This is a genomic window from Bradyrhizobium lablabi (assembly GCF_018131005.1).
Classification (GTDB): domain Bacteria; phylum Pseudomonadota; class Alphaproteobacteria; order Rhizobiales; family Xanthobacteraceae; genus Bradyrhizobium; species Bradyrhizobium lablabi_D.
Window position 1 is genome coordinate 807,452 of the sequence record NZ_JAFCJK010000001.1, and the last position, 22,655, is coordinate 830,106.

The window sequence follows — 22,655 nt, forward strand, 5'->3', positions numbered from 1 at the left end:
TCGCAGGCGTTGCTGCGCCACCAATGCATCATCCGGCTCCGAAGGACCGTACGGGCAAAGCCCGCGGCTTTCCGAAGAGGTTGCGCAAGCAAGGGTGGGACGATAGGCCGCAGCGCCGGAACTCGGCTCAGTTTGCCCCGCCTGGGTGAATTGTGGCCTGGGCACTCAGAAAACGGTCGCAACACAGGCCTGTCGCGCTGTTACCCATGATGGGTAGCGCGAAAGGATGAGGTGAACAGCGACCGCAGCCCCAATAGGATCGCGACCTCCATGTTGCGTCGGGCCCTTTAACGACAAGCGAACAATCTATTCCAACATTGCTGGCGGCCGTTCCGGCAGTGCGACCGGCGAGCCATGGGCGTCATTTCCCGAGACGCCGCAGGGTGGCCGTCAGCGACAATCACAAAAGCCGGACAGAAGAGTGTTTGCGATGAAGCTGGTCCTTGTTGAAGCCATCGGCGCACAAGTCTCGCGTATCGGGTTCGGCTGCGCATCGCTCGGCTCCCGTGTCGGAACTCGCAAGGGGCTCGAGACACTGGAGCGCGCCTACGACGCTGGCATAAGCTGGTACGACGTGTCGCCTTCGTATGGCGACGGGATGGCCGAATCGATTCTGGGTGAATTTGCTGCCAGGAAACGCAATCGCGTCTACGTCTGCACAAAGGTCGGCATGCGACCGCCTGCGACTCCCGCCGCCATGCGGCTGCTCAAGCCGTTGTCGCGGGTCGCCGTTGCGGCGCTTCCCGCGCTCAAGAGGTATGCTTCAAGGGTGCGACCCGCGCCGTACAAGGTACCGTTGTCTGCGGAGCTTATCACGACAAGCGTCGAGGAGAGCCTCAGGCGCCTTCGCACAGACTATGTCGATGTGCTTGCACTCCACCGGCCGGCGGTCGAAGAACTTGTTCGCGAAGATGTCGTGCGGGCGTTAGAGCGCATAGTCCAGGCGGGAAAGGCCCGTGCTGTCTCGATCGCGGGTGACCTCGCGGCCGGAATGAAAGGCCTCGACAAGTCGCTGCCCTACAGGCTCGTCCAGGTTGCCAACACTCCGTTCGAGCCGAACCTCGAGACGCTGAGGGAGCGTGCCAGCCCTGGAAAATCGTTCGTAACTTACGGGACATTCGCGTGCCTCGCCCAGCTCGTCGCGCAACTCAATGAGCGACCGGAGATCCCGAGTGCTTTGCACGGGCTTGGGTACCGTGGCCATATCACCGACATTGCCGCCGCTTTTCTCGCGGATTACGCGTTCGCGTCAAACCCGGGGGTTACGCTGTTTTCGATGCTTCATAGGGAGCACCTCGACTTCAATCTGCAGCGACTGGGCAATTACCCAACACGCGAACAGCTTGATTCCGTTGTTACCGCGCTCCTGGAGGGAGCGCGGCGGGCCGATCCGATGCCGAACTCGCCGCTTTCCCGAAAGAAACCGGACGTTGTGCCGCTTCGAGAGAATAGCGGCGAGAGAATTAAACCCCGGCCATCATCACGTATTTGATCTCGACATACTCGTCCATGCCGTAATGCGAGCCCTCGCGGCCGAGACCGCTTTCCTTGACGCCGCCGAACGGCGCGACTTCCGTCGTGATGAGGCCAGTGTTGACGCCGACCATGCCTGATTCCAGCGCTTCGGCGACGCGCCACACGCGGCCGAGATCACGGGAGTAGAAATAGGAGGCAAGGCCGAACGGCGAGTTGTTGCACATGGCGATCACTTCGGCTTCGTCCTTGAAGCGGAACACCGGCGCCAGCGGGCCGAATGTCTCCTCATGCGCAACCAGCGCGTCCGCCTTCACGTTGGCGAGCACGGTCGGCTCGAAGAAAGAGCCGCCGAGCGCGTGGCGCTTGCCGCCGGTGACGATCTTCGCGCCGCCCCTCACCGCGTCGTCGATGTGCTTTTCGACCTTCAGCACCGCGTCCATGTTGATGAGCGGTCCCTGCACGACGCCCGCCTCGGTGCCGTCGCCGACCTTCATCGCCGCGACTTTCCTGGAGAGCTTCTCGACGAACTCGTCGTAAATCTTGTCCTGAGCGTAGACGCGGTTGGCGCAGACGCAGGTCTGGCCCATGTTGCGGTATTTCGAGACGATTGCGCCCTCGACAGCGGCGTCGACATCTGCGTCGTCGAACACCACGAAGGGTGCGTTGCCGCCAAGCTCGAGCCCGAGCTTCTTTACGCCGACTGCGGCCTGCTCGTAGAGGATCTTGCCGACCTCGGTCGAGCCGGTGAAGCCGACGAAGCGCACCGCCGGATGCTCGCACAGCACCTTGCCGATCGCCGACGAATTGCCCGTGAGGATGTTGAACACGCCCTTCGGCACACCGGCCTTCTCAGCCAGCGCCACCAGCGCCAGCGCCGTGAGCGGAGTTTCGTTGGCAGGCTTGAGGACCACGGTGCAGCCGGCCGCAAGCGCCGGCGACACCTTGCGGGTGATCATCGAGCACGGGAAGTTCCACGGTGTGATCGCGCCGCAGACGCCGACCGGCTGCTTGATCGCGAGCAGCCGCGCATCCGGCCGCTGCGTCGGGATCGTCTCGCCATAGACCCGGCGCGCCTCCTCGGCGAAGAACTCGACATAGGCTCCGCCGATGTCGACCTCACCGAGCGCCTCCGCCAGCGGCTTGCCCTGCTCGGAAGTCAGAATCAGCGCGATGTCCTCGCGGTTGGCGGCGATCAACTCGAACCACTTGCGCATAATGTTGGAGCGCTGCTTTGCGGTCATTTTTGCCCAGGCCGGGAATGCGCGCTCGGCGGCCTCAACGGCCTGCGTGGTCTCCGCGGTACTCATGACCGGGATTTTTGCCAGTTCCGCGCCGTTGACCGGGTTGGTGACCGGGCGCGACGGCGTACCAACCCAGGCGCCGTCGATGTAGCAGCGGTCGCGGAGCAGCGAGGGATCCTTCAGGCGGTCACGCAGGGACGACGTAGAGGATTGCGCAGCGCGTGCGGCAACGGGCGGGGTCATGGCGTTACTCCTCGGACTCTTGGGCTGTTTCTCCAACTATAGGCCGAAAGCCGCCGCGATGCACAGGCCGCCCACGCAGCCCTGCTTAAAGCTATCTTCGGGGCTGGCGGAGAGGCGGCCCGCGCTTTCATTGAGGAACATCAACACCATACCGCGGAATTCAGGTCGAGGAATCACTCTTGCTCCGCGTTGCGGTGTGCCATCAATCAATCGGATCCGCCGCGCGCAGAAATTTCCCGCGGCCCTTGCGATCACGCGATCGCGACCGACGCGCTGTCTTGCGGGACACGCCGGGCGGGAGGATGATCACCATACTCCAAAACAATCACCCACCGGAGGCAGCCCCCAATGCAAAGCAAATCCAAGATCGATCAGCTTCTACGTCAGACGAGCGAGGCGAAGGAAATTCCCGGCGTTGTCGCGATCGCGGCAACCGGCAAGGATGTGATTTATCAAGGCGCTTTCGGCAAACGCGATTTGTCGAAGGACGATGCCATGACGCAGGACAGCGTGTTCTGGATCGCGTCGATGACCAAGGCGGTGACGACAGCCGGCGCGATGCAGCTCGTCGAGCAAGGCAAGCTGTCGCTCGACGAGCCGATCGGCAAATTGCTGCCCGACCTCGCCTCCCCGCAGGTGCTTGAAGGCTTCGACGCCAAGGGCGAGCCGAAGCTGCGACCGGCGAGGAAGCCGATCACGCTCCGCCAGCTCATGACCCACACCGCTGGCTTCTGCTACAACGTGTGGAACGGCGACTGCGAGCAATATCTGCAGAAGACCGGAACCCCGAACATCTTCAGCTGCCAGAACGCCGCGCTGAAGACGCCGATCATGTCCGATCCCGGCACGCGTTGGGAATATGGCATCAACATCGATTTCGTCGGCAAGGCGGTGGAAGCCGCGAGCGGCAAACGTCTCGATGCCTACTTGCGCGACCACATGTTCGCGCCGCTTGGCATGAACGACACCGGCTTCAAGATCACCGACGACATGCGCAAGCGCCTGGTCGCCATGCATGCACGCGGAGAGGATGGAGCGCTGGCGCCGATCCCGTTCGAGATCGAACAGGCGCCGGAATTTCACATGGGCGGCGGCGGCCTCTATGGCACTGCGGCCGATTACATCAGGTTCACCCAGATGATCCTCAACAAGGGTAGCGGCAACGGCAACCAGGTGTTGAAGCCCGAGACGGTCGCGCTGATGGGCCAGAACCACATCGGCGATCTCACCATCGGCAAGATAACCACGGTGGCGCCAATGTACACCAACGATGTCGATCTCTATCCCGATATCGTCAAGAAGTGGGGACTCTCCTTCCTGATCAACACCGCCAAGACGCCGGAAGGCCGCAGCGCCGGCAGCCTCGCCTGGGCAGGGCTCGCCAACACCTATTTCTGGATCGACCCCGCGCGCGACGTCGCTGGCGTGATCCTGATGCAGTTGCTGCCATTCTTCGATGGCAAGGCCATCGAAACTTTTGCTGGATTCGAGCGTGGCATCTACGACGGGCTCGATGCCGGCAGCGGGCAGAAAGCGGCGTAGGTCCCGAACGTCGAACGCGGCCTGCAAGCACTGGCTGGATCATGATGCGGTCAGGTCGAACCGCATCATGATCCATCCGTTTGTTCGAGCATTATCTCCGCGCTGACGCGGTGCATTTGTCGCGAGGGAAAACCGCGACACATTTTTCCGGATCATGCTCTAAGATCGCGCCAAGCGACGTTGAACACAATCGACGGGGAGGACGGTCTTGGCACCCAAGGCGGAAAGTTATGTTTGCGGCGTCTCCGATATGCCGCTGCTCGGCGAAACCATCGGCCGCAGCCTCGAGCGCGCGAGAGAGCGCTGGGGCGACCGCGAGGCGCTGGTCTCGCCCAGCCACAATGTGCGCTGGACCTGGAATGAATTCGCCGAACGCGTCGAGGCGCTGGCTGCGGGATTCCTGGCCCTCGGCCTGGAACGCGGCGAGCGGATCGGCATCTGGTCGCTGAACCGCCCCGAGTGGACGCTCACGCAATTTGCCGCTGCGAAAGCGGGGTTGATCCTGGTCACCATCAACCCGGCCTATCGCTTGAGCGAGCTCGAATTCGCGCTGGGCAAGGTCGGCTGCGCCGCGATCGTGACCGCGACTGCGTTCAAGACCTCAGCCTATATGGAGATGCTGAACACGCTGCTCCCGGAGCTTGCGAGCTCCGAGCCCGGTTGCTTGCAGTCGGCACGACTGCCGCAATTACGCGCGGTGATCCAGATCGGCGGGCCACCCTCGCCCGGCACTATTGCTTTCGACGCCGTCGCAGGCATGGGCGGCGCGCGGCATCGCGAGCAGCTCGCCGCGCTGGCCGGAAACCTGCAGTTCGACGACCCCGTCAACATCCAGTTCACCAGCGGCACCACCGGCTCGCCGAAGGGCGTGACGCTGACCCACCACAACATCCTCAACAATGGCTACTTCGTCGGTCGCGCGATGCGGCTGACTGAACATGACCGCATCTGCATCCCGGTGCCGCTCTATCACTGTTTCGGCATGGTGATGGGCAACCTCGCTTCCGTCACGCTCGGCGCTACCATGGTCTATCCCGGCGAGGGTTTCGATCCGCTGGCGACGCTGACGACGATCGCGCAGGAGAAATGCACCACGGTCTATGGTGTGCCGACCATGTTCATCGCCGAGCTCGATCATCCGGAGTTTGCGCGCTTCGACCTTTCATCGCTGCGTACCGGCATCATGGCGGGCGCGCCCTGCCCGATCGAAGTGATGAAGCGCGTCAACACCGAGATGAACATGCGCGAGGTGACGATTGCCTATGGCATGACCGAGACAAGCCCGGTGAGCTTCCAGAGCGCGACCGACGATCCCCTGGAGCGGCGCGTTTCCACCGTCGGGCGCATCCATCCACATGTCGAGGTCAAGGTCGTCGATCTCGACGGCAAGGTCGTGCCGCGCGGCGAACGCGGCGAGCTGTGCACCCGCGGCTACAGCGTCATGCTCGGCTATTGGGACGAAAGGGAGAAGACCGCCGACGTGCTCGATGCCAACGGCTGGATGCACACCGGCGACCTCGCGGTGATCGACGACGAGGGCTATTGCAACATCGTCGGCCGCATCAAGGACATGGTGATCCGTGGCGGCGAGAACCTTTATCCCAGGGAGATCGAGGAGTTCCTGTATCGTCACCCGAAGATCCAGGATGTGCAAATCTTCGGCGTGGCCGACGATCGCTACGGCGAGGAGCTTTGCGCCTGGATCAGGATACGGCAGGGCGCAACCCTGACCGCCGACGAGGTCCGCGCGTTCTGCCAAGGCCAGATCGCGCACAACAAGATCCCGCGCTACGTGGAATTCGTCGAGGAATTCCCGATGACGGTCACTGGAAAGATCCAGAAGTTCGCGATGCGGGAAGCCGTCGAGGCGCGGCTGGGGTTGAAGGCGGCGAAGACGGCGTGAGGCGTTTTCGCCCTCTCCCCGCTCTTCGCGGGAGGAGGTAGGAAACGCCTTAGACCGGCAGCCCGTTCTGCTGCGCCAACTCCTTCAGGGACACTTGCGGACGCGCGCCGATGTGCTGGATCACCTCTGCCGCGGCGAGCGCGCCGAGACGGCCGGCATTGTCATAGCCGGCATTGCGCACCAGACCGACCAGGAAGCCGGCGGCAAACAGATCGCCGGCGCCGGTGGTATCGACCATCTTGTCGATCGGGAAAGCCGGTACTGATGTCACACCATCCTTTGACACGACGACGCAGCCCTTCTCGCTGCGGGTGACGACGCCGATCCTGGTGTCGTTCTGGTACTGCTTCAGCGCGGTGTCGAAATCCGAAGTCTGGTACAGCGAGTGCAGTTCGGACTCGTTCGCGAACACCAGATCGACCGTGCCTGTGCGCATCAACCCAAGAAACTCGTCGCGATAACGATCGACACAGAATGCATCCGACAGCGTCAGTGCGACCTGCCGGCCGGTGCCGTGGGCGATCGTCGCCGCCTTCACGAAGGCTTCCTTGGCGTTCTTGGGGTCCCAGAGATAACCCTCAAGATAAATGATGCTGGCCGCTGCGACCTGGTCCGGGTCGATATCGTCAGGGGTGAGATCCTGCGCAGCGCCGAGATAGGTGTTCATGGTGCGCTCGCCGTCGGGCGTCACCAGGATGTAGGAGCAGCCGGTGGCTGGACCGTCGGCGGCCGGCTTCGTTGCGAAGGCCACGCCGGCGGCGCGGATATCATGGCTATAGAGCCGGCCGATCTGGTCGTCCTTGACCTTGCCGACATAGGCGGCGCGCGCACCGAAATTTCCGATACCGACGATCGTGTTCGCGGCGGAGCCGCCGGACATTTCGGTCGCCGGTCCCATGTCGCGGTAGATCGCGGCGGCGCGGGCTTCGTCGATCAGCGACATGCTGCCCTTGGCCATGCCGTGCCGGCTGAGGAATGCCTCGTCGGTCTGCACCAGCACGTCGAAGATCGCATTGCCGATCCCGAGAACGTCGTATTTTGCGTCAGCCATTGACCTGTCCTGTTTTCCGGCCAGCCACGAAAGGCTGCGGCCTATCACGTTCCCCCTAGCGCCAGCAAGGGAAGTGCCTGCTATAGAGGCGCGATGATCCGCTCCTTCCTTACGGTATCCTCGGGAACGTTGGCTTCGCGGCTGCTCGGTTTCGTGCGCGATTCCGTGATCGCGGCGCTGCTCGGCGCCGGGCCCGTGGCGGATGCATTCCTGGCGGCGTTTCAACTGGTCAACGTGGTGCGTCGCCTGCTCGCCGAGGGCGCGCTGAACGCGGCGCTGGTGCCGGCCTGGCTCGAGGTCCGCGAAGCCGACGGCGCGACGGCCGCAAGTGCGTTTGCCGGCCGCGTGCTCGGCACCGTCAGTGCCGCCGTCATCGCGGCCGCGCTCGCGCTCGGCTTTTTGATGCCGCTCGTCATCGCGGCGATTGCGCCCGGCTTCGTGGGCCGCGATACGCTGCAATTCGCGGTCGATAACGCCCGGTTGATGCTGCCCTATCTCGCCTTCGCCGGCCCCGTCACGGTGATGATGGGACTTCTCAACGCGCAGGGCCGCTTCGCAATGCCCGCGTTCTCGCCGCTCCTGTTCAACGTCGCGCTCATAGCGGTGATGGTCGGGCTGCTGGCGCGGCGAGAGGATCCGGTCCAGGCGGCGCTGGTCATGGCGGCGACCGTCGGCGTTGCCGGCTTGCTGCAACTCTCGATGCTGGCCTTGCGTAGCGGCAAGCTTGCCTCGCCCTTGCGCGTGTCGTTCGACAGCGAGATGCGCCGCTTCCTTGGCCGTGCCATCCCCGGCATGCTCGCAAGCACCGCGCCGCAATGGCTGATGGTCGCGGGCACGGTGATCGCGTCAAGCTCGCCGTCGGCGGTGTCATGGCTCTACTTCGCCAACCGCTTGCTTGAACTGCCGCTCGGCATTGTCGGGGTCGCCATGGGCATGGTGCTGATCCCGGAGATGACGCGCGCGGTCCGCGGCGGCGACCATGCCGCGATTGCGCGCGCGGAATCGCGCGGCCTCGAGCTTGCGGCCGGACTGGCGCTACCCTCCACGCTCGGCCTGATCGTGCTGAGCGGACCGATCGCCCGCGTCCTGTTCGAGCGTGGCGCGTTCACGGCCACCGATACCGCGGCAACCGCACAGGCCCTGACCTGGCTTACGCTCGCGCTGCCGGCGCATGTGCTGGTGAAGGTGCTGTCCCCGGCGTTCTACGCGCGCGAGGACACGCTGACGCCGCTCTTGGCGACGCTCAAGGCCATCGTGGTCGCAATCGCAGCCGCCTTCCTGCTCGGCCGCTTGTTTGGCGCGAACGGGATCGCCGCCGGCATCGCGCTTGGCGCCTGGAGCAACGCGCTGTCGTTGATCGGCAAGGGCGCGGCGACCTTCGGCTTTGCGATCGATGCCGACGCCCGCCGCCGGCTGCCACGCATCCTCGCCGCCGCGCTCGCGATGGGAGCGGTGCTCTGGCTTGCGGCCACCGCGCTGCCCACCGCCGCACACGGCGTCCTCCAGGCGCTGTCGCTGCTGCTGCTGATCTCCGGTGGCATGGCGATCTACGGGCTGCTTTTACAGCTTTTCGGCGTCGCCGGCTGGCGCGAGGCCGCCAACGCAATCCGGCAAAAGCCGACCGCCTGACTTGCGCGCGCCCGCCTTAAATGGCAAACGACGCCGCCAAAGTGGCCATTTCCAGGAATTTTGACCATGGCGTTCGTTGAACGGGTTTTCTCAGGCGTCCAGCCGACGGGCAATCTGCACCTCGGCAACTATCTCGGCGCCATCGTCAACTTCGTGAAGATGCAGCAGACCCACAACTGCATCTATTGCGTCGTCGACATGCACGCGATCACGCAAGGCCCCGAGGTTTGGGGCGGGCCGGCGGAACTCGCGCGCAACACCCGCGAGGTGACCGCGGCCTTCATCGCCAGCGGCATCGATCCGAAGAAACATATCGTCTTCAACCAGAGCCAGATCGCCGGCCACGCCGAGCTTACCTGGATATTCAACTGCATCGCGCGGATCGGCTGGCTCAATCGGATGACCCAGTTCAAGGAAAAGGCCGGCAAGGACCGCGAGAATGCGTCGGTCGGTCTCTACGATTATCCGGTGCTGATGGCGGCCGACATCCTGTTGTACCGCGCGACCCACGTGCCGGTCGGCGAGGACCAGAAGCAGCATCTGGAACTGTCGCGCGACATCGCGCAGAAGTTCAACAACGACTTCGGCGATTCGATTCGCGGCCACGGCTTTGCCGACGGCCTGTACTTCCCGCAGCCCGAACCGCTGATCACGGGACCGGCGACGCGGGTGATGAGCTTGCGCGACGGCACCAAGAAGATGTCGAAGTCGGAAGCCTCGGACAATTCGCGCATCAACCTCACCGACGACGCCGACACCATCGCGCAGAAGATTCGCAAGGCGAAGACCGATCCGGAGCCGCTGCCGTCGGAGGAGAAGGGGCTCGAGACGCGCCCGGAGGCCGACAACCTCGTCGGCATCTATGCGGCGCTCGCCGGGGTGACGAAGCAGGACGTGCTGAAGGAGTTCGGCGGCGGGCAATTCTCCAACTTCAAGAATGCGCTGGTTGAGGTTTGCGTTGCAAAACTGGCGCCGATCGCGGCGGAGATGAAGCGGCTGGTCGCCGATCCCGGCTATGTCGACTCCGTCCTGGTCGATGGCGCCAACCGCGCCCGCGGCATCGCCGACGAAACCATGCGTATGACCAAGGACATTGTCGGCTTCATCCGCCAGCGCTGACGCGGCCGGAAACCAAGAACCTCGGATCGGGATGATGCTTCTTCGAATCGTCATCCCGATCCGACTTTTTGAGCATGATCTCTTCGGAAAACCGCTACACACTTTTCCGGATCACGCACCAGCTCCCTCTCCCAAACGGAAAGGGAGTGTGGCAGCATGCGCAGGTTTGGTGCAGCACCGGGAGATGCATGACCACACAGCGACGAAGCTACGAGACGGGTCACAAGCCAAAATGCCTTGTCATCGTTGACGACACCGCGGAATGGGACCGCGCGGTGTATTACGCCAGCCGATGGGCGATCCGGGTCGGCGGCGGCGTGGTCATGCTACGGGTGATCGAGACCGAAGACCAAAACCAGCAATGGCTCGGGGTCGCCGACATCATGCGCGCCGAAGCCGAGGAAGCCGCCAATGAGGCGCTCGACCGCGCCGCCGGCCGCGCCAACGGGATCGCCGCGATCACGCCGGAACGGGTGATTCGCGAGGGCGACCCGACCGAGCAGATCCTCGACGTGATCGACAAGGACGTGGACATCGCGATGCTGGTGCTGGCGGCCAATCCGGGCCCCGAGGGACCGGGTCCGATCATCACCACCATGGCCAAGACCATGGGCGCGTTCCCGATTCCGGTCACCATCGTGCCGGGCGGCCTAACTGACGCGGAGGTCGATGCCCTCTCCTGACCCGCACATGCAACGCGGAACTGCGGCGCGGCGGCTTGATCGGCCCTGGCGCCGTCGCCATCTTAACCCTTGATTTGACGCGTCTTCCGGCCACGAACCGGTACCACTTCGCTGGAAAACGCGATAAAGGAACCCCAACGCGCCGGCCTTGAACCGGCGACGCCGGAGACAACAGATGTTCATTCAGACCGAAGCCACGCCCAATCCCGCGACCCTGAAGTTCATTCCGGGCCGCATGGTGCTCGACAGCGGCACCATGGAATTCTCGAGCCCCGAATCCGCCATGCGCTCGCCGCTCGCCGAACGGCTGTTCGCCGTGCCCGGCGTCATCGGAGTGTTCTATGGCGCCGACTTCGTCACCGTGACCAAGGCAGACGGCGACTGGCAGCACCTCAAGCCCGCGATCCTCGGCGCCATCATGGAGCACTACATGTCCGGCGCTCCGCTGCTCGCCGATGGCGCAGCCGGTAGCGACGACGCGCGCGACGAGGAGGACGAGTTCTTCAACGAAGAAGACGCAGAGACCGTTGCGCAGATCAAGGACCTGATCGAGACCCGCGTGCGTCCCGCGGTTGCCAATGATGGCGGCGACATCACCTTCCGCGGCTTCAAGGACGGCATCGTTTATCTCAACATGAAGGGCTCGTGCGCGGGCTGCCCGTCGTCGACGGCAACGCTGCAACATGGCATCCAGAACCTGCTCCGGCACTTCGTGCCCGACGTACAGGAAGTTCGGCCGATGTGATCGGAGGCGAATGGTGAATAGCGGGTGGCGAATGGCGATACGCTTTGATTCCCTATTCACCATTCGCTACTCGCCGTTCGCCCCCTCATGATCATCCTCGCCATCGATACGGCGCTCGACGCCTGCTCCGCGGCCGTGCTCGATACCGCCGCGGCCAAAACGATCGCCATTGAGACGCAAGCGATGCAGCGCGGCCACGCCGAGGCGCTCATGCCGCTGATCGCGCGCGTGATGCAGACCTCCGGCATCGCCTTCAGCGCGCTCGATCGCGTCGCCGTCACCACCGGCCCCGGCAGTTTCACCGGCCTGCGCGTCGGCCTGTCGGCGGCGCGCGGCATCGCGCTGGCCGCGGACAAGCCGGTGGTGGGACTGACGACGCTCGCCGCCTACGCCGCTCCCGTCGTTGCCGACAATGGCGGGCACCCGATTCTGTCGGCGATCGATGCGCGTCACGATCACATCTACTTCCAGGTGGTGAGTGGCGATGGCAGTCCGCTTGTCAAGCCGAAGGTGGCGCCGATCGCCGAGGCGTTCGAGGCCGTGCAATTCGGCGAACTGCATCTCGTCGGCAATGCCGCCAAAATCCTCGCCGAACGCTGGCCGGCCGACGTGACGGCGCCTTTCAAGGTCGACCCGCATGCTGCGCCTGATATCACCTGGGTCGCCTGGATCGGCGCCGCCGTAAGCCCGGAAAGCGCGCCGGCGCGTCCGTTCTATCTGCGTGCACCGGACGCCAAGCCGCCGAAGGATCAGCTTCAGGTCAGTCCGCAGCCGTCCGCAACATGATCGCCTGGCTGTCAGAATGGTGGGGAGGCGGTACGCCTGCGATCGAGCCGGCAGGCTTGCGCGACGCCCCCCGGCTCGCGCAGTTACACGGCGCTTCGTTTCACCGCGGCTGGGGTGAAAGCGAATTCGAGGCGATGCTGACCGAGCGCAACACGCTGGTGCATCGCTTGCGGCAGGGACGCAAGGTGATCGGCTTCGCGATCTCGCGCATGGCCGCGGACGAGGCGGAGATATTGTCGATCGCGATCGACGCGGACCGCCGCGGCCGCGGCCTGTCGCGCGAACTGCTCATGACCCATCTCGGCCATCTTGCCGGACGCGGCATCCGCACCATTTTTCTGGAGGTGGAAGAAAACAATCAACCGGCGCGACGGTTGTATCAATGGGCCGGATTCGGTGTGGTCGGCCGCCGTGAACGCTACTACAAGCAGCCCGGCGGGGAACATTTGAACGCGCTTCTGATGCGGCGCGACTTGTCGTAACATCCGCGTGGTGGCAGAACTCCTCCGCTGTGCCACTCAAGGCTCGAAGCTCATGACCACAGTGAAATCCCCGCCAGCGCACAAAAATACCGGCATCGAGGCGCGCTGCGCCGCGACCGGCATGCGCATGACCGAACAGCGCCGCGTCATCGCGCGCGTGCTGGCGGAGGCCATGGACCATCCTGATGTCGAGGAGCTGTACCGGCGCTGCGTCGCGGTCGACGACAAGATCTCGATTTCGACGGTGTACCGCACCGTCAAGCTGTTCGAGGACGCCGGCATCATCGAGCGCCACGATTTTCGCGAGGGACGCGCACGCTACGAGCAGATGCCCGACAGCCACCACGACCACCTGATCAATCTGCGCAACGGCAAGGTGATCGAATTCACCTCCGAAGAGATTGAGAAGCTGCAGGCCGAGATCGCACGCAAGCTCGGCTACAAGCTGGTCGATCACCGTCTCGAGCTCTATTGCGTGCCGCTCGACGACGACAGCAAGTCCTGACCGGGGTGACCATCGATCTCGTCATCTTCGATTGCGACGGCGTGCTCGTCGACAGCGAAGTGATTTCCTGTCGCGCACATGCGGAGACGCTCACGCGTCACGGGTATCCGATCACGCCGGACGGCGTGCTCAAGCGCTTCCTCGGCGTGTCGGATCGCGAGGCGCGGCGGATGGTGGAGACCGAGCTTGGCCGCAAACTGCCCGACGATTTCGAGGCAGAGATCAAACGGGCGACGCTCGGCTGCTATGCCGAAGACCTCAACGCGATCGCCCATGTCGGCGATGCGATCGCCGCACTCGGCATGCCGAAATGCGTGGCCTCGAGCGGCGCGCCTGAAAAAATCCGACATGGCCTGAGCTGCGCCGGACTCTACGGCCAACTCGCGCCGCACATCTTCTCCGCCGTGCAGGTCAAGCGCGGCAAGCCGGCACCCGATCTCTTCCTGTTCGCGGCCGAACAGATGAAAGCAAGGCCCGAGCGCTGCGTCGTGATTGAGGACAGTGTGCCCGGCGTCACCGGCGCCCGGGCCGTCGGGATGAGGGTGCTGGGCTTTTATGGCGGCAGCCATTGCACAGTGGAGCAGGCTGCGGAACTTGCTGCCGCGGGTGCCGCCGTGACCTTCGGCGATATGCGCCAATTGCCCGGCTTGATCGCTGAGTTTGGCGCCACGCCCGTCGCTGGCTGAACCAACACCCACATCGGCGATGGTAGCATTGAACCGGGCATGACGGGTCGGAGCACTGGATTTTCGGCCGTTTAGGCTATATTTCACCCTCGGCGCCCTGCGGGCGCCATTTCCATTCCGCATGCAGGTTCCATGACGACGCCGCGCAAGCTGCATATCAAGTCCTACGGCTGCCAGATGAACGTCTACGATGCGCAACGCATGGTGGACACGCTTGCCGTCGAAGGCTTTGTCGAAACTGCCAATGCGGAAGAAGCGGATCTCGTCATCCTCAACACCTGCCACATCCGCGAAAAGGCCTCGGAAAAGGTCTATTCGGAGCTCGGGCGGCTGCGGGTCGCCAAAGATGAAGCCGCGCGGCAGGGCCGCGAGATGAAGATCGCGGTCGCCGGCTGCGTCGCGCAGGCCGAGGGCGAGGAAATCATCCATCGCGCACCGACCGTCGACATCGTGGTGGGACCGCAAAGCTATCATCACTTGCCGCAGCTCTTGAAGCACGCGAAAGAACACGGCCGCGCGCTCGAGACGGAATTCCCGATCGAGGACAAGTTCGTCTTCGTGCCGCAGCCGAAGCCGGATGCGATCCGTTCACGCGGCATCTCCGCCTTCGTCACGGTGCAGGAAGGCTGCGACAAGTTCTGCACCTTCTGCGTGGTGCCGTATACGCGCGGGGCGGAAGTCTCGCGCCCGGTCGCGAAGATCATCGATGATGTCACGAGGCTAGCCGAGAACGGCGTGCGCGAGATCACACTGATCGGACAGAACGTCAACGCCTATCACGGCGAGGGTCCCGATGGATGCGCTTGGCCGCTCGGCAAGCTGTTGCAGCGGCTCGCCGTCATTCCCGGCGTCGCGCGGCTGCGTTACTCGACGAGCCATCCGCGCGACGTCGATGATTCCCTGATTGAGGCGCATCGCGATCTGCCGGCACTGATGCCGTTCGTGCATCTGCCAGTCCAATCCGGCGCGGACCGGATTCTCGCGGCCATGAACCGAAAACATACCGCTGATGAGTACCGGCGCGTCATCGACCGATTCCGTTCCGCGCGACAAGATATTGCTTTTTCATCAGATTTTATCGTCGGCTTCCCCGGTGAAACCGAGCGAGAATTTTGCGCCACCCTCGCGCTTGTCACGCAAATCGGCTACGCTGCCGCCTATTCGTTCAAATATTCGCCGCGGCCAGGCACGCCGGCGGCGGAGATGCGGGAGACGGTGTCAGCGGCAGAGATGGACGAGCGCTTGGGGCGGCTTCAGGAACTGATCGACAGCCAGCAATCGGCCTTCAATCGGGCTGCGATCGGCACGACGGTTGACGTGCTGTTCGAGCGCGCCGCGCGCAATCCCGGCCAGATCGTCGGCCGCACCGCCTATCTGCAACCCGCCCATGTGATGGCGCCGTCCGACATCATCGGCCGGATCCTGCCGGTGAAGATAGGCAGCCTCGAACGCTACAGCCTGATCGGCGAGCTCCCGACATCGCCCCTGCTGGCAACTCCGTCGCGCAATTTGCCGACGACCATTGGAGCCTGAGATCCTTGCCCAAAAGCGCATCGGATTCGACGTCGCTCGCTCCCAGCCGCAAACCTGATCGCGACATGCCAGTTCCACCCGAGACCCAGGTCGTCATCGACTTCGACGACAACCGCGCTGCTTCCGCGCTCGTCGGCCCCTACGGACAGAATCTCGCGCTGGTCGAGCGGCGGCTTGGCGTCGTGGTCGACTCCCGCGGCAACCACGTCACCATCGCCGGCAGCCGTGACGGCTGCGACGCGGCGCGGCGCGTGCTCGAGACGCTCTACGCACAGGCGATCGAGGGCCACGACCTCGACCAGGGTGAAGTGGAAGGCGCGATCCGCGCCGTGATCGCGCAGGGCTCGCTGTTCGAATTCGACAACAAGAGCGCCAAGCCGACCTTCGAGACCATCAATCTGCGCAAGCGGCCGGTGCGCGCGCGCACCGCCGCCCAGGATTCCTACATCCGCGCGCTGAAGCGGCATGAGCTCGTGTTCGGCGTCGGCCCTGCCGGCACCGGCAAGACCTGGCTCGCAGTCGCCTATGCCGCCCAACTGTTCGAGCGCAAGGAGGTCGATCGCATCATCCTGTCACGCCCGGCGGTCGAGGCCGGCGAGCGGCTCGGCTTCCTGCCGGGAGATTTGCGCGAAAAGGTCGATCCCTACCTGCGTCCGATCTATGATGCGCTGTACGACCTGATGGACTCTCGCGTCGTCGAGCGCGCGCTGCAGGGTGGCGAGATCGAGATCGCGCCGCTTGCCTTCATGCGCGGCCGCACGTTGACCAACGCCGTCATCATTCTCGACGAAGCGCAGAATACCACATCGATGCAGATGAAGATGTTCCTGACTCGCCTCGGCGAGAACAGCCGGATGATCGTCACCGGCGATCCCTCGCAGGTCGACCTGCCGCACGGCCAGGCCTCGGGGCTTGCCGAGGCAGTGAAGCTGCTTGGCGGCGTCGAAGGCATCGCCCAGGTGCAGTTCACCGCCGAGGACGTCATCCGCCATGAATTGGTGGCGCGCATCGTCGCCGCCTATGAGGGATTGCCGCAGCGGCCGGCAAACGCCAAATCTTGAGACCATCAGCTTCGGCCGCGCGCCCGCAGGGGGCGGGTTCCGGCCACAACGCAGATTTTGGAACGATCGTGTCCGTGTTTCCCGCAACCGAGGTTCTCGTCACGGCCGATTGCTGGCGGACCGAGCCCGGCGCCGAGGCCGTGATCCATCGCGCCATCGAGGCGGCCGCGGAGGTCGCCGACGCAGATGTCGCCGAGGCGGAACTCGCGGTCATGCTGACCGATGACGCCGGCATCCGCACGCTGAACAGCAACTGGCGCGGCATCGACAAGCCGACCAACGTGCTGTCGTTTCCGGCGCTGCAGCCATCCGCCTCCAGCGGCCCCGCCGACGCCCCGCGCATGCTCGGCGACATCGCCATCGCCTATGAGACCACGCGGCGGGAAGCCGACGACGAACAAAAACCGTTCGACCATCATTTGAGCCATCTTGCGGTGCATGGTTTCCTGCACCTGATCGGCTACGACCACGAGAACGACGAAGATGCCGAAGACATGGAGAGTCTCGAGCGCGAGATTCTCGGCCAGCTCGGCATACCCGATCCCTATCCGGACCGGGAGCGGATGGACTGACATGGCGGATTCCGAACCGACCCATGACAATCCGCGCGACGTGCGCAACCTTCCGGCGGTGGTGCACGAGGGCGAGGCGCAGCGGCCAGCCGCCGACGGCTGGCTGATGCGGGCCATGCGCACGCTGTTCGGCTGGAAGGCCGGTTCGGTACGCGACGACCTGCAGGTGGTGCTCGACGCCTCGACGCCCGACGATGTCGGCTTCTCGGCGATCGAGCGCACCATGTTGCGCAACATCCTGTCGCTGAACGAGCGGCGCATCGCCGACGTGATGGTGCACCGCGCCGACATCGTCGCGGTGAAGCGCGACATTCCACTCGGCGAACTGATGAGCCTATTCGAGAGCGCGGCGCATTCGCGACTCGTCGTGTACAATGAAACCCTCGACGATCCGGAGGGCATGGTGCACATCCGCGACCTGCTTGCCTTCATGACAGCCAGGGCGCGCGTCACCGACGCCACCAAGACGCGGCGCAAGAAGCCGTTCCCGGCCGGACTCGACCTGCGCGCCGTCGATCTCGCGCTGCCGCTGTCGGAGGCACAGATCATCCGCAAGCTTCTCTACATCCCCCCGTCGATGCGGGCGATCGATTTGCTGGCGCAGATGCAGGCCTCGCGCATTCACCTTGCGCTCGTCGTCGACGAATATGGCGGCACCGACGGGCTGGTGTCGATCGAGGACATCGTCGAGCAGATCGTCGGCGAGATTGACGACGAGCACGATTCCGACGAGCCGCCGGCGATCGTCCGCCAGCCCGATAATTCCTTCATCGCGGATGCGCGCGCGAGCCTCGACGACGTCCGCACCGTGATCGGTGACGACTTCGTCATCGGCGAGGCCGGGGAAGAGGTCGAGACGCTCGGCGGCTATCTTGTTTCGTTCGTCGGCCGTCTGCCGGTGCGCGGCGAGGTGATTTCAGGGCCCGGCAATTTCGAGGTCGAGGTGCTCGATGCCGATCCGCGCCGCGTCAAGCGAGTACGGGTCACGACGCGCAAGGAGCGCCCGACACCGCGCAAGGAGCGGGAGCGCCGCCGCGAGCAGCCGCCGGACCAGGGCACACCGCAGGCCAATGACAACACCCCGCCTCCATCGGGCGATGGAGCGGGCTCGCAGTGAGGCTGTCAGACAAACTCCGCGCGGCCGGGCTTGTGATTATCCTGACCTGGGGATGGAAACGTGCGGCGATTGCGCTTGTTGCCGGCGCGTTGTCGGCGCTCGCAATGGCGCCGTTCAACGCCTGGCCCGTGCTGTTTCTGACCTTTTCCGTTGCGGTCTGGCTGATCGACGGTGCAGCGGCCGGCCGCTGGCACGGCGTGCCGGCTGCGGCGCTGTCTGGCTTCTGGTTCGGTCTCGGCTATTTCGTGCCGGGGCTCTACTGGATGGGCTATGCTTTCTTTGTCGATGCGCAGACTTTCGCCTGGCTGACGCCGTTTGCCGTGCTCGGTCTGCCGGCCTGTCTCGCGCTGTTCACCGCCTTCGGCTTCGCGCTGGCGCGGCTGATCTGGCCACGCGATGCCTCGCGCGTGCTCGCGCTCGCAGTCAGCCTGACAATCGCCGAGTGGCTGCGCGGCCACGTCCTGAGCGGGCTCCCATGGAACGCCTTCGGCTATGCGTTGAGCGAACCGCTTGCGCTGGCACAGACCGCATCGCTGGTCGGGCTGTGGGGCATGACGTTCCTGGCAGTGGCGATCTTCGCAAGTCCGGCGGTGCTGGTCGACGGCGGTTCGCGCCGGCCCGCGCCGTGGCAGACGCCGGCCGTAGCGCTACTGGTGCTGGTGGCGATGCTGGTGTTCGGCACGGTCCGCCTGACGTTGCAACCAACAACATTCGTCGCCGACGTCAAGCTGCGCATCATGCAGCCCAACCTGCAACAGGACGCCAAGTTCAATTACTCCGCCAAGGCCGCGGTGATGCAGAAATATCTCACATTGTCGGATCGTGCATCGGGGCCACGGTCCACCGGCGTGAGCGATGCCAACATCCTGATCTGGCCGGAATCTGCATTTCCATTTTTCCTGACGCGGGAAGCCGACGCGATGGCGCAGATCGCCGACCTCCTGCCAAAGGGAACCGTCCTGATCACCGGCTCGGTGCGCGCGCCCGATCTGCCGCCCGGCGTCCGCGTTACCCGGGCCTATAATTCGATCTACGTCATCGACCATGATGGCAGCGTGCTGTCGGTTTACGACAAGCTGCATCTGGTGCCGTTCGGCGAATATCTGCCGTTCCAGGACTGGATGGAAAAGCTCGGCTTCGTGCAGTTGACCAAGGTGCAGGGCGGGTTCATTCCAGGCACCATCCGCAGAACGCTCGACGTACCGGGCGCGCCCCGGGCGCTGCCCCTGATCTGCTACGAGGCGATTTTTCCCGGCAACATTACGATCCACGACGATCGCCCCGGCTGGATCGTCAATGTCACCAATGACGGCTGGTTCGGAATTTCGACCGGTCCTTACCAGCACCTTCAGCAAGCCCGAATGCGCACGATCGAGGAAGGGCTGCCGATGGTCCGCGCCGCCAATACGGGCATCTCGGCGGTGATCGATCCGTTAGGGCGGATTGTCGCACAGCTTGGACTCGGCATCGAGGGGGTCCTGGATGCCGGCCTGCCGTCGGCCATTGCGCCGACGATCTACGCACGCGTCGGCGACATCCCCGCCGCGGTGATTCTGATCGCCGCGCTCACAATCGTCCTGCGCCGCCGCTTTCTCAGGCGGAAGCCCTGACGGCCGCATACCCCGGTGGTCGTGCGGTTTCGAAAAAGAGCCTCGAAATTCACCGCTGCGCGATTCCACCAGTTGACAGATTGACCGCACGCTTCGCATTGTACGGATGCCAGCGAGATAAAAGACCCGTCAGCCCATTGCGCAAATTATCCGCATTTTGTCCCGATCCTCCTTGCAGGATTTGACGGCACCGGCGCCTGAGGCATACTTCCCATGCATCACGCCTCGTCCCCGGGCGCGCAATCCCTAGGAGAGTTGGAGATGTCCACCAAAGCGCCCAACCCTGTTGACAAGTATGTCGGCAGCCGTGTTCGCATGCGTCGTATCATGCTCGGCATGAGCCAGGAGAAGTTGGGCGAGGCGCTCGGCCTGACGTTTCAGCAGGTACAGAAATACGAGAAGGGAACCAATCGCGTGGGCGCCAGCCGGTTGCAGCAGATCTCCGAGATCCTGCAGGTGCCGGTTTCCTTCCTGTTCGACGGCGGCCCAAGCGGCGCCAGGACCGCCGACGGCTTCAGCGAGGGATCTTCGCCGACCTATGTCGCCGATTTCCTTGCGACCGCGGAGGGCCTCGCACTGACGCGTGCCTTCACGCGCATCGCCGATGCCAAGCTCCGCCGCAGTATCGTCGAACTGGTCGAGCAGATCGCGGCGCGCGAGGCGGCCGACCAAACCTGATTCCCGGCGGATCGGTTTGAGAGATTGTCAAATCTGGAATATGTCATTCCAGCGTGCACGGGCGTGCGCGAATAGTCGAATCAAAGGCGTCGACGACAGCCATGTCCAACAACCCGTTTGATGCCGCCGCAATCCTCGACGGGATACGCCGCTGGGTCGAAATCGAATCGCCCACCGAACGGCCCGACCAGGTGAACAAGCTCGCCGACTTCGTCGCATCCGGCTACCGCGGCTTGCCGGCCACTGTCGAGCGAATCGCGGGACGCGACGGCTATGGCGATCATCTCGTTGCGCGCTCGTCATGGGGACAGGACGCGCCGGGCATCCTTGTGTTGAGTCACCTCGATACGGTCCATCCGATGGGCTTCATCGAGCGGCTGCCGTTCAGGATCGAGGGTGACAGCGCATTCGGTCCTGGCATCTATGACATGAAAGGCGGCGCCTATCTCGCCTATCATTCGTTCCGGCAGATTTGCGCCGACGGCGAACGCGCGCCGCTCGGCATTACGCAGATATTCGTGTCGGATGAGGAGATAGGCAGCCCCACGTCGCGCGCGCTGATCGAGTCCGAGGGACGCAAGGCCAAATATGTGCTGGTGACCGAGCCGGCGCGTGACGGCGGCAAGATCGTCACCGGGCGCAAGGGCGTCGCTCGCTTCGAGGTATTCATCAGGGGCGTGCCGTCGCATGCCGGCACGCGCCCGGAAGACGGCCGCAGCGCGATCCGCGAGCTTGGCAACGTCATCCAGACGCTTGAGGCGATGAATGATCTCAAGCGCGGCATCTCCGTCAATGTCGGCGTCGTTAAAGGCGGCACCAAGCCCAACGTGATCGCCGAAGAGGCGTACGCGGAGGTCGACATGCGCGTGCCGACGCTCGCCGATGCCGAAGATCTCGTCCCGAGGATCCTCGCGATGACGTCGCGCACCGATGGCGTCAGCGTGAGGGTGGTCGGCGAACTGAACCGTCCACCCTACGAGAAAGGCAATGCCGGCGCCGCACTCTTCGAACATGCCAAACGGCTTGCCGCCGAACTCGGCTTCGATCTGCTGGACGTCTTCACCGGGGGCGGCTCCGACGGCAATTTCACTGCGCCGCATACGGCGACACTCGATGGGCTCGGCGTCGACGGCAAGGGCGCCCATACCCATTACGAGCAGCTCTACATCTCGTCGATCGAGCCGCGCGCGCGACTCCTGCATCGACTCTTTCAGACGCTGCGATGATGACCGCCGCACCGCGTGATACCCGAGATCGCGACGCGCAATCCGACGACGGCGCGGTCGCGCATTCGCGCGGCTCGTTCTTCGGGCGACGAAAGGGCCACAGGCTTCGCTCGCACCAGGCCGACTTGATCGACAATCTGCTGCCGCATCTGGCGCTCGAAATCGGCGCGCCGGCACCGGATAGGCTCGCTGACCTGTTCGATGGCGGCGTCGACGACATCAGGCTCGAAATCGGCTTCGGTGGCGGCGAACACCTGATCGCAGAGGCGCGCGCGCTTCCGTTGACAGGCTTCATCGGCTGCGAGCCCTATGTCAACGGGATGGCCAAAATCCTGTCTCAAATCGAGGCGCACAACGTCGGCAATATCAGGTTGTTCGCCGGCGATGCCGCCGAACTGCTGGCCTGGGCCCCGGCGCGATCGCTCGCGCGCATCGACCTGATCCATCCCGATCCCTGGCCGAAGCGGCGGCACTGGAAGCGGCGCTTCGTGCAGGATGCGACGGTTGCGGCGATGGCGCGTATCCTCGAGCCGGGTGGCGAGTTCCGCTTTGTCAGCGACATTGACGATTACTGCGCCTGGACCTTAGCGCATCTGATGCGCTCGCCGGACTTTGTCTGGCTCGCCGAGCGGGTCTCCGACTGGCAGTCGCCATGGCCTGACTACACCATGACGCGCTATGGCGCGAAGGCTGAGCGCGAAGGCCGCAAGGCGACTTATCTGCGCTTCCGGCACGCACTCGCTCGAGGCAGTGGTTAGCCCGTCGCG

At 64.2% G+C, this 22,655-nt stretch carries 21 protein-coding genes; 19 read left to right on the plus strand and 2 right to left on the minus strand.

Annotation, left to right across the window (positions count from 1 at the left end; genetic code table 11):
- The first annotated feature begins 430 nt into the window (after positions 1–430).
- Entirely contained in the window at positions 431–1,492 is a 1,062-nt protein-coding gene (locus tag JQ553_RS03745; protein WP_212498513.1) for an aldo/keto reductase, read from the plus strand.
- Here the strand turns inward: JQ553_RS03745 and JQ553_RS03750 are convergent.
- The gene (locus JQ553_RS03750) at positions 1,464–2,960 is read right to left on the minus strand and encodes an NAD-dependent succinate-semialdehyde dehydrogenase (RefSeq protein ID WP_212498514.1); all 1,497 of its coding nucleotides are present in this window, start codon (positions 2,958–2,960) and stop codon (positions 1,464–1,466) included. The two genes, JQ553_RS03745 and JQ553_RS03750, sit on opposite strands and share 29 nt — an antisense overlap.
- Before the next feature lie 348 nt (positions 2,961–3,308).
- Here JQ553_RS03750 and JQ553_RS03755 point away from each other — a divergent pair, with 348 nt between their 5' ends.
- Positions 3,309–4,502, plus strand: a complete 1,194-nt coding sequence (locus JQ553_RS03755; RefSeq protein WP_212498515.1) for a serine hydrolase — start codon at positions 3,309–3,311, stop codon at positions 4,500–4,502.
- Positions 4,503–4,710: 208 nt separating this feature from the next.
- Positions 4,711–6,405 carry an AMP-binding protein gene (locus tag JQ553_RS03760; protein ID WP_212498516.1) on the plus strand — a complete coding sequence of 565 codons (1,695 nt, stop codon included), beginning with the start codon at positions 4,711–4,713 and terminating at the stop codon, positions 6,403–6,405.
- Positions 6,406–6,454: 49 nt separating this feature from the next.
- Here JQ553_RS03760 and JQ553_RS03765 read toward each other — a convergent pair whose 3' ends face one another.
- On the minus strand, positions 6,455–7,456 hold the full coding sequence (locus tag JQ553_RS03765) for an adenosine kinase (RefSeq protein WP_212498517.1): 1,002 nt from the start codon (positions 7,454–7,456) through the stop codon (positions 6,455–6,457).
- A gap of 93 nt (positions 7,457–7,549) precedes the next feature.
- Between JQ553_RS03765 and murJ the strand changes: the two genes are divergently transcribed.
- From murJ to JQ553_RS03845, 16 genes are all read left to right on the plus strand, one after another.
- The gene (murJ, locus tag JQ553_RS03770; protein WP_212498518.1) at positions 7,550–9,085 is read left to right on the plus strand and encodes a murein biosynthesis integral membrane protein MurJ; all 1,536 of its coding nucleotides are present in this window, start codon (positions 7,550–7,552) and stop codon (positions 9,083–9,085) included.
- A gap of 66 nt (positions 9,086–9,151) precedes the next feature.
- The gene (trpS, locus tag JQ553_RS03775; RefSeq protein WP_212498519.1) at positions 9,152–10,204 is read left to right on the plus strand and encodes a tryptophan--tRNA ligase; all 1,053 of its coding nucleotides are present in this window, start codon (positions 9,152–9,154) and stop codon (positions 10,202–10,204) included.
- Positions 10,205–10,392: 188 nt separating this feature from the next.
- Positions 10,393–10,887 carry a universal stress protein gene (locus tag JQ553_RS03780; protein WP_212498520.1) on the plus strand — a complete coding sequence of 165 codons (495 nt, stop codon included), beginning with the start codon at positions 10,393–10,395 and terminating at the stop codon, positions 10,885–10,887.
- Between the two features lie 175 nt (positions 10,888–11,062).
- Positions 11,063–11,632, plus strand: coding sequence for a NifU family protein (locus JQ553_RS03785; protein WP_212498521.1), 570 nt, complete (start codon positions 11,063–11,065; stop codon positions 11,630–11,632).
- Positions 11,633–11,719: 87 nt separating this feature from the next.
- Positions 11,720–12,418 carry a tRNA (adenosine(37)-N6)-threonylcarbamoyltransferase complex dimerization subunit type 1 TsaB gene (gene tsaB, locus JQ553_RS03790; protein WP_212498522.1) on the plus strand — a complete coding sequence of 233 codons (699 nt, stop codon included), beginning with the start codon at positions 11,720–11,722 and terminating at the stop codon, positions 12,416–12,418.
- Positions 12,415–12,900: a ribosomal protein S18-alanine N-acetyltransferase gene (rimI, locus tag JQ553_RS03795; RefSeq protein WP_212498523.1), complete on the plus strand. Its 486-nt coding sequence runs from the start codon at positions 12,415–12,417 to the stop codon at positions 12,898–12,900. Before tsaB ends, rimI begins: the two co-directional genes overlap by 4 nt.
- A 52-nt stretch (positions 12,901–12,952) precedes the next feature.
- Entirely contained in the window at positions 12,953–13,405 is a 453-nt protein-coding gene (locus JQ553_RS03800) for a Fur family transcriptional regulator (RefSeq protein ID WP_212498524.1), read from the plus strand.
- A 5-nt stretch (positions 13,406–13,410) separates the two neighbouring features.
- Positions 13,411–14,091: an HAD family hydrolase gene (locus tag JQ553_RS03805; RefSeq protein WP_212498525.1), complete on the plus strand. Its 681-nt coding sequence runs from the start codon at positions 13,411–13,413 to the stop codon at positions 14,089–14,091.
- A 132-nt stretch (positions 14,092–14,223) separates the two neighbouring features.
- Entirely contained in the window at positions 14,224–15,624 is a 1,401-nt protein-coding gene (gene miaB / locus JQ553_RS03810; RefSeq protein WP_212498526.1) for a tRNA (N6-isopentenyl adenosine(37)-C2)-methylthiotransferase MiaB, read from the plus strand.
- A gap of 5 nt (positions 15,625–15,629) precedes the next feature.
- Complete coding sequence (locus JQ553_RS03815; protein WP_212498527.1) at positions 15,630–16,685, plus strand: PhoH family protein; 1,056 nt, start codon at positions 15,630–15,632, stop codon at positions 16,683–16,685.
- Positions 16,686–16,753: 68 nt separating this feature from the next.
- A complete protein-coding gene (gene ybeY, locus JQ553_RS03820) occupies positions 16,754–17,257 on the plus strand; it encodes an rRNA maturation RNase YbeY (protein ID WP_212498528.1) in 504 nt (167 codons plus the stop codon).
- A gap of 1 nt (position 17,258) precedes the next feature.
- Positions 17,259–18,374: a hemolysin family protein gene (locus tag JQ553_RS03825; RefSeq protein WP_212498529.1), complete on the plus strand. Its 1,116-nt coding sequence runs from the start codon at positions 17,259–17,261 to the stop codon at positions 18,372–18,374.
- Positions 18,371–19,984 (plus strand): apolipoprotein N-acyltransferase, encoded by a 1,614-nt coding sequence (gene lnt / locus JQ553_RS03830; RefSeq protein WP_212498530.1) that lies wholly within the window; start codon positions 18,371–18,373, stop codon positions 19,982–19,984. Before JQ553_RS03825 ends, lnt begins: the two co-directional genes overlap by 4 nt.
- Before the next feature lie 261 nt (positions 19,985–20,245).
- Positions 20,246–20,662, plus strand: coding sequence for a helix-turn-helix domain-containing protein (locus tag JQ553_RS03835; protein WP_212498531.1), 417 nt, complete (start codon positions 20,246–20,248; stop codon positions 20,660–20,662).
- A 101-nt stretch (positions 20,663–20,763) separates the two neighbouring features.
- Positions 20,764–21,888, plus strand: coding sequence for a M20 family metallopeptidase (locus JQ553_RS03840; protein WP_212498532.1), 1,125 nt, complete (start codon positions 20,764–20,766; stop codon positions 21,886–21,888).
- On the plus strand, positions 21,888–22,646 hold the full coding sequence (locus JQ553_RS03845) for a tRNA (guanine(46)-N(7))-methyltransferase TrmB (protein ID WP_212498533.1): 759 nt from the start codon (positions 21,888–21,890) through the stop codon (positions 22,644–22,646). Before JQ553_RS03840 ends, JQ553_RS03845 begins: the two co-directional genes overlap by 1 nt.
- The last annotated feature ends 9 nt before the right edge of the window (positions 22,647–22,655 follow it).

Coding starts and splice junctions, on each gene's coding strand:
- JQ553_RS03765 (WP_212498517.1), bottom strand. CDS start 7,456: ATGGCTGACGCAAAATACGACGTTCTCGGGATCGGCAATGCGATCTTC.
- JQ553_RS03780 (WP_212498520.1), top strand. CDS start 10,393: ATGACCACACAGCGACGAAGCTACGAGACGGGTCACAAGCCAAAATGC.
- JQ553_RS03825 (WP_212498529.1), top strand. CDS start 17,259: ATGGCGGATTCCGAACCGACCCATGACAATCCGCGCGACGTGCGCAAC.
- tsaB (WP_212498522.1), top strand. CDS start 11,720: ATGATCATCCTCGCCATCGATACGGCGCTCGACGCCTGCTCCGCGGCC.
- JQ553_RS03750 (WP_212498514.1), bottom strand. CDS start 2,960: ATGACCCCGCCCGTTGCCGCACGCGCTGCGCAATCCTCTACGTCGTCC.
- murJ (WP_212498518.1), top strand. CDS start 7,550: ATGATCCGCTCCTTCCTTACGGTATCCTCGGGAACGTTGGCTTCGCGG.
- JQ553_RS03845 (WP_212498533.1), top strand. CDS start 21,888: ATGACCGCCGCACCGCGTGATACCCGAGATCGCGACGCGCAATCCGAC.
- JQ553_RS03785 (WP_212498521.1), top strand. CDS start 11,063: ATGTTCATTCAGACCGAAGCCACGCCCAATCCCGCGACCCTGAAGTTC.
- JQ553_RS03835 (WP_212498531.1), top strand. CDS start 20,246: ATGTCCACCAAAGCGCCCAACCCTGTTGACAAGTATGTCGGCAGCCGT.
- JQ553_RS03840 (WP_212498532.1), top strand. CDS start 20,764: ATGTCCAACAACCCGTTTGATGCCGCCGCAATCCTCGACGGGATACGC.
- JQ553_RS03755 (WP_212498515.1), top strand. CDS start 3,309: ATGCAAAGCAAATCCAAGATCGATCAGCTTCTACGTCAGACGAGCGAG.
- JQ553_RS03745 (WP_212498513.1), top strand. CDS start 431: ATGAAGCTGGTCCTTGTTGAAGCCATCGGCGCACAAGTCTCGCGTATC.
- rimI (WP_212498523.1), top strand. CDS start 12,415: ATGATCGCCTGGCTGTCAGAATGGTGGGGAGGCGGTACGCCTGCGATC.
- miaB (WP_212498526.1), top strand. CDS start 14,224: ATGACGACGCCGCGCAAGCTGCATATCAAGTCCTACGGCTGCCAGATG.
- JQ553_RS03800 (WP_212498524.1), top strand. CDS start 12,953: ATGACCACAGTGAAATCCCCGCCAGCGCACAAAAATACCGGCATCGAG.
- trpS (WP_212498519.1), top strand. CDS start 9,152: ATGGCGTTCGTTGAACGGGTTTTCTCAGGCGTCCAGCCGACGGGCAAT.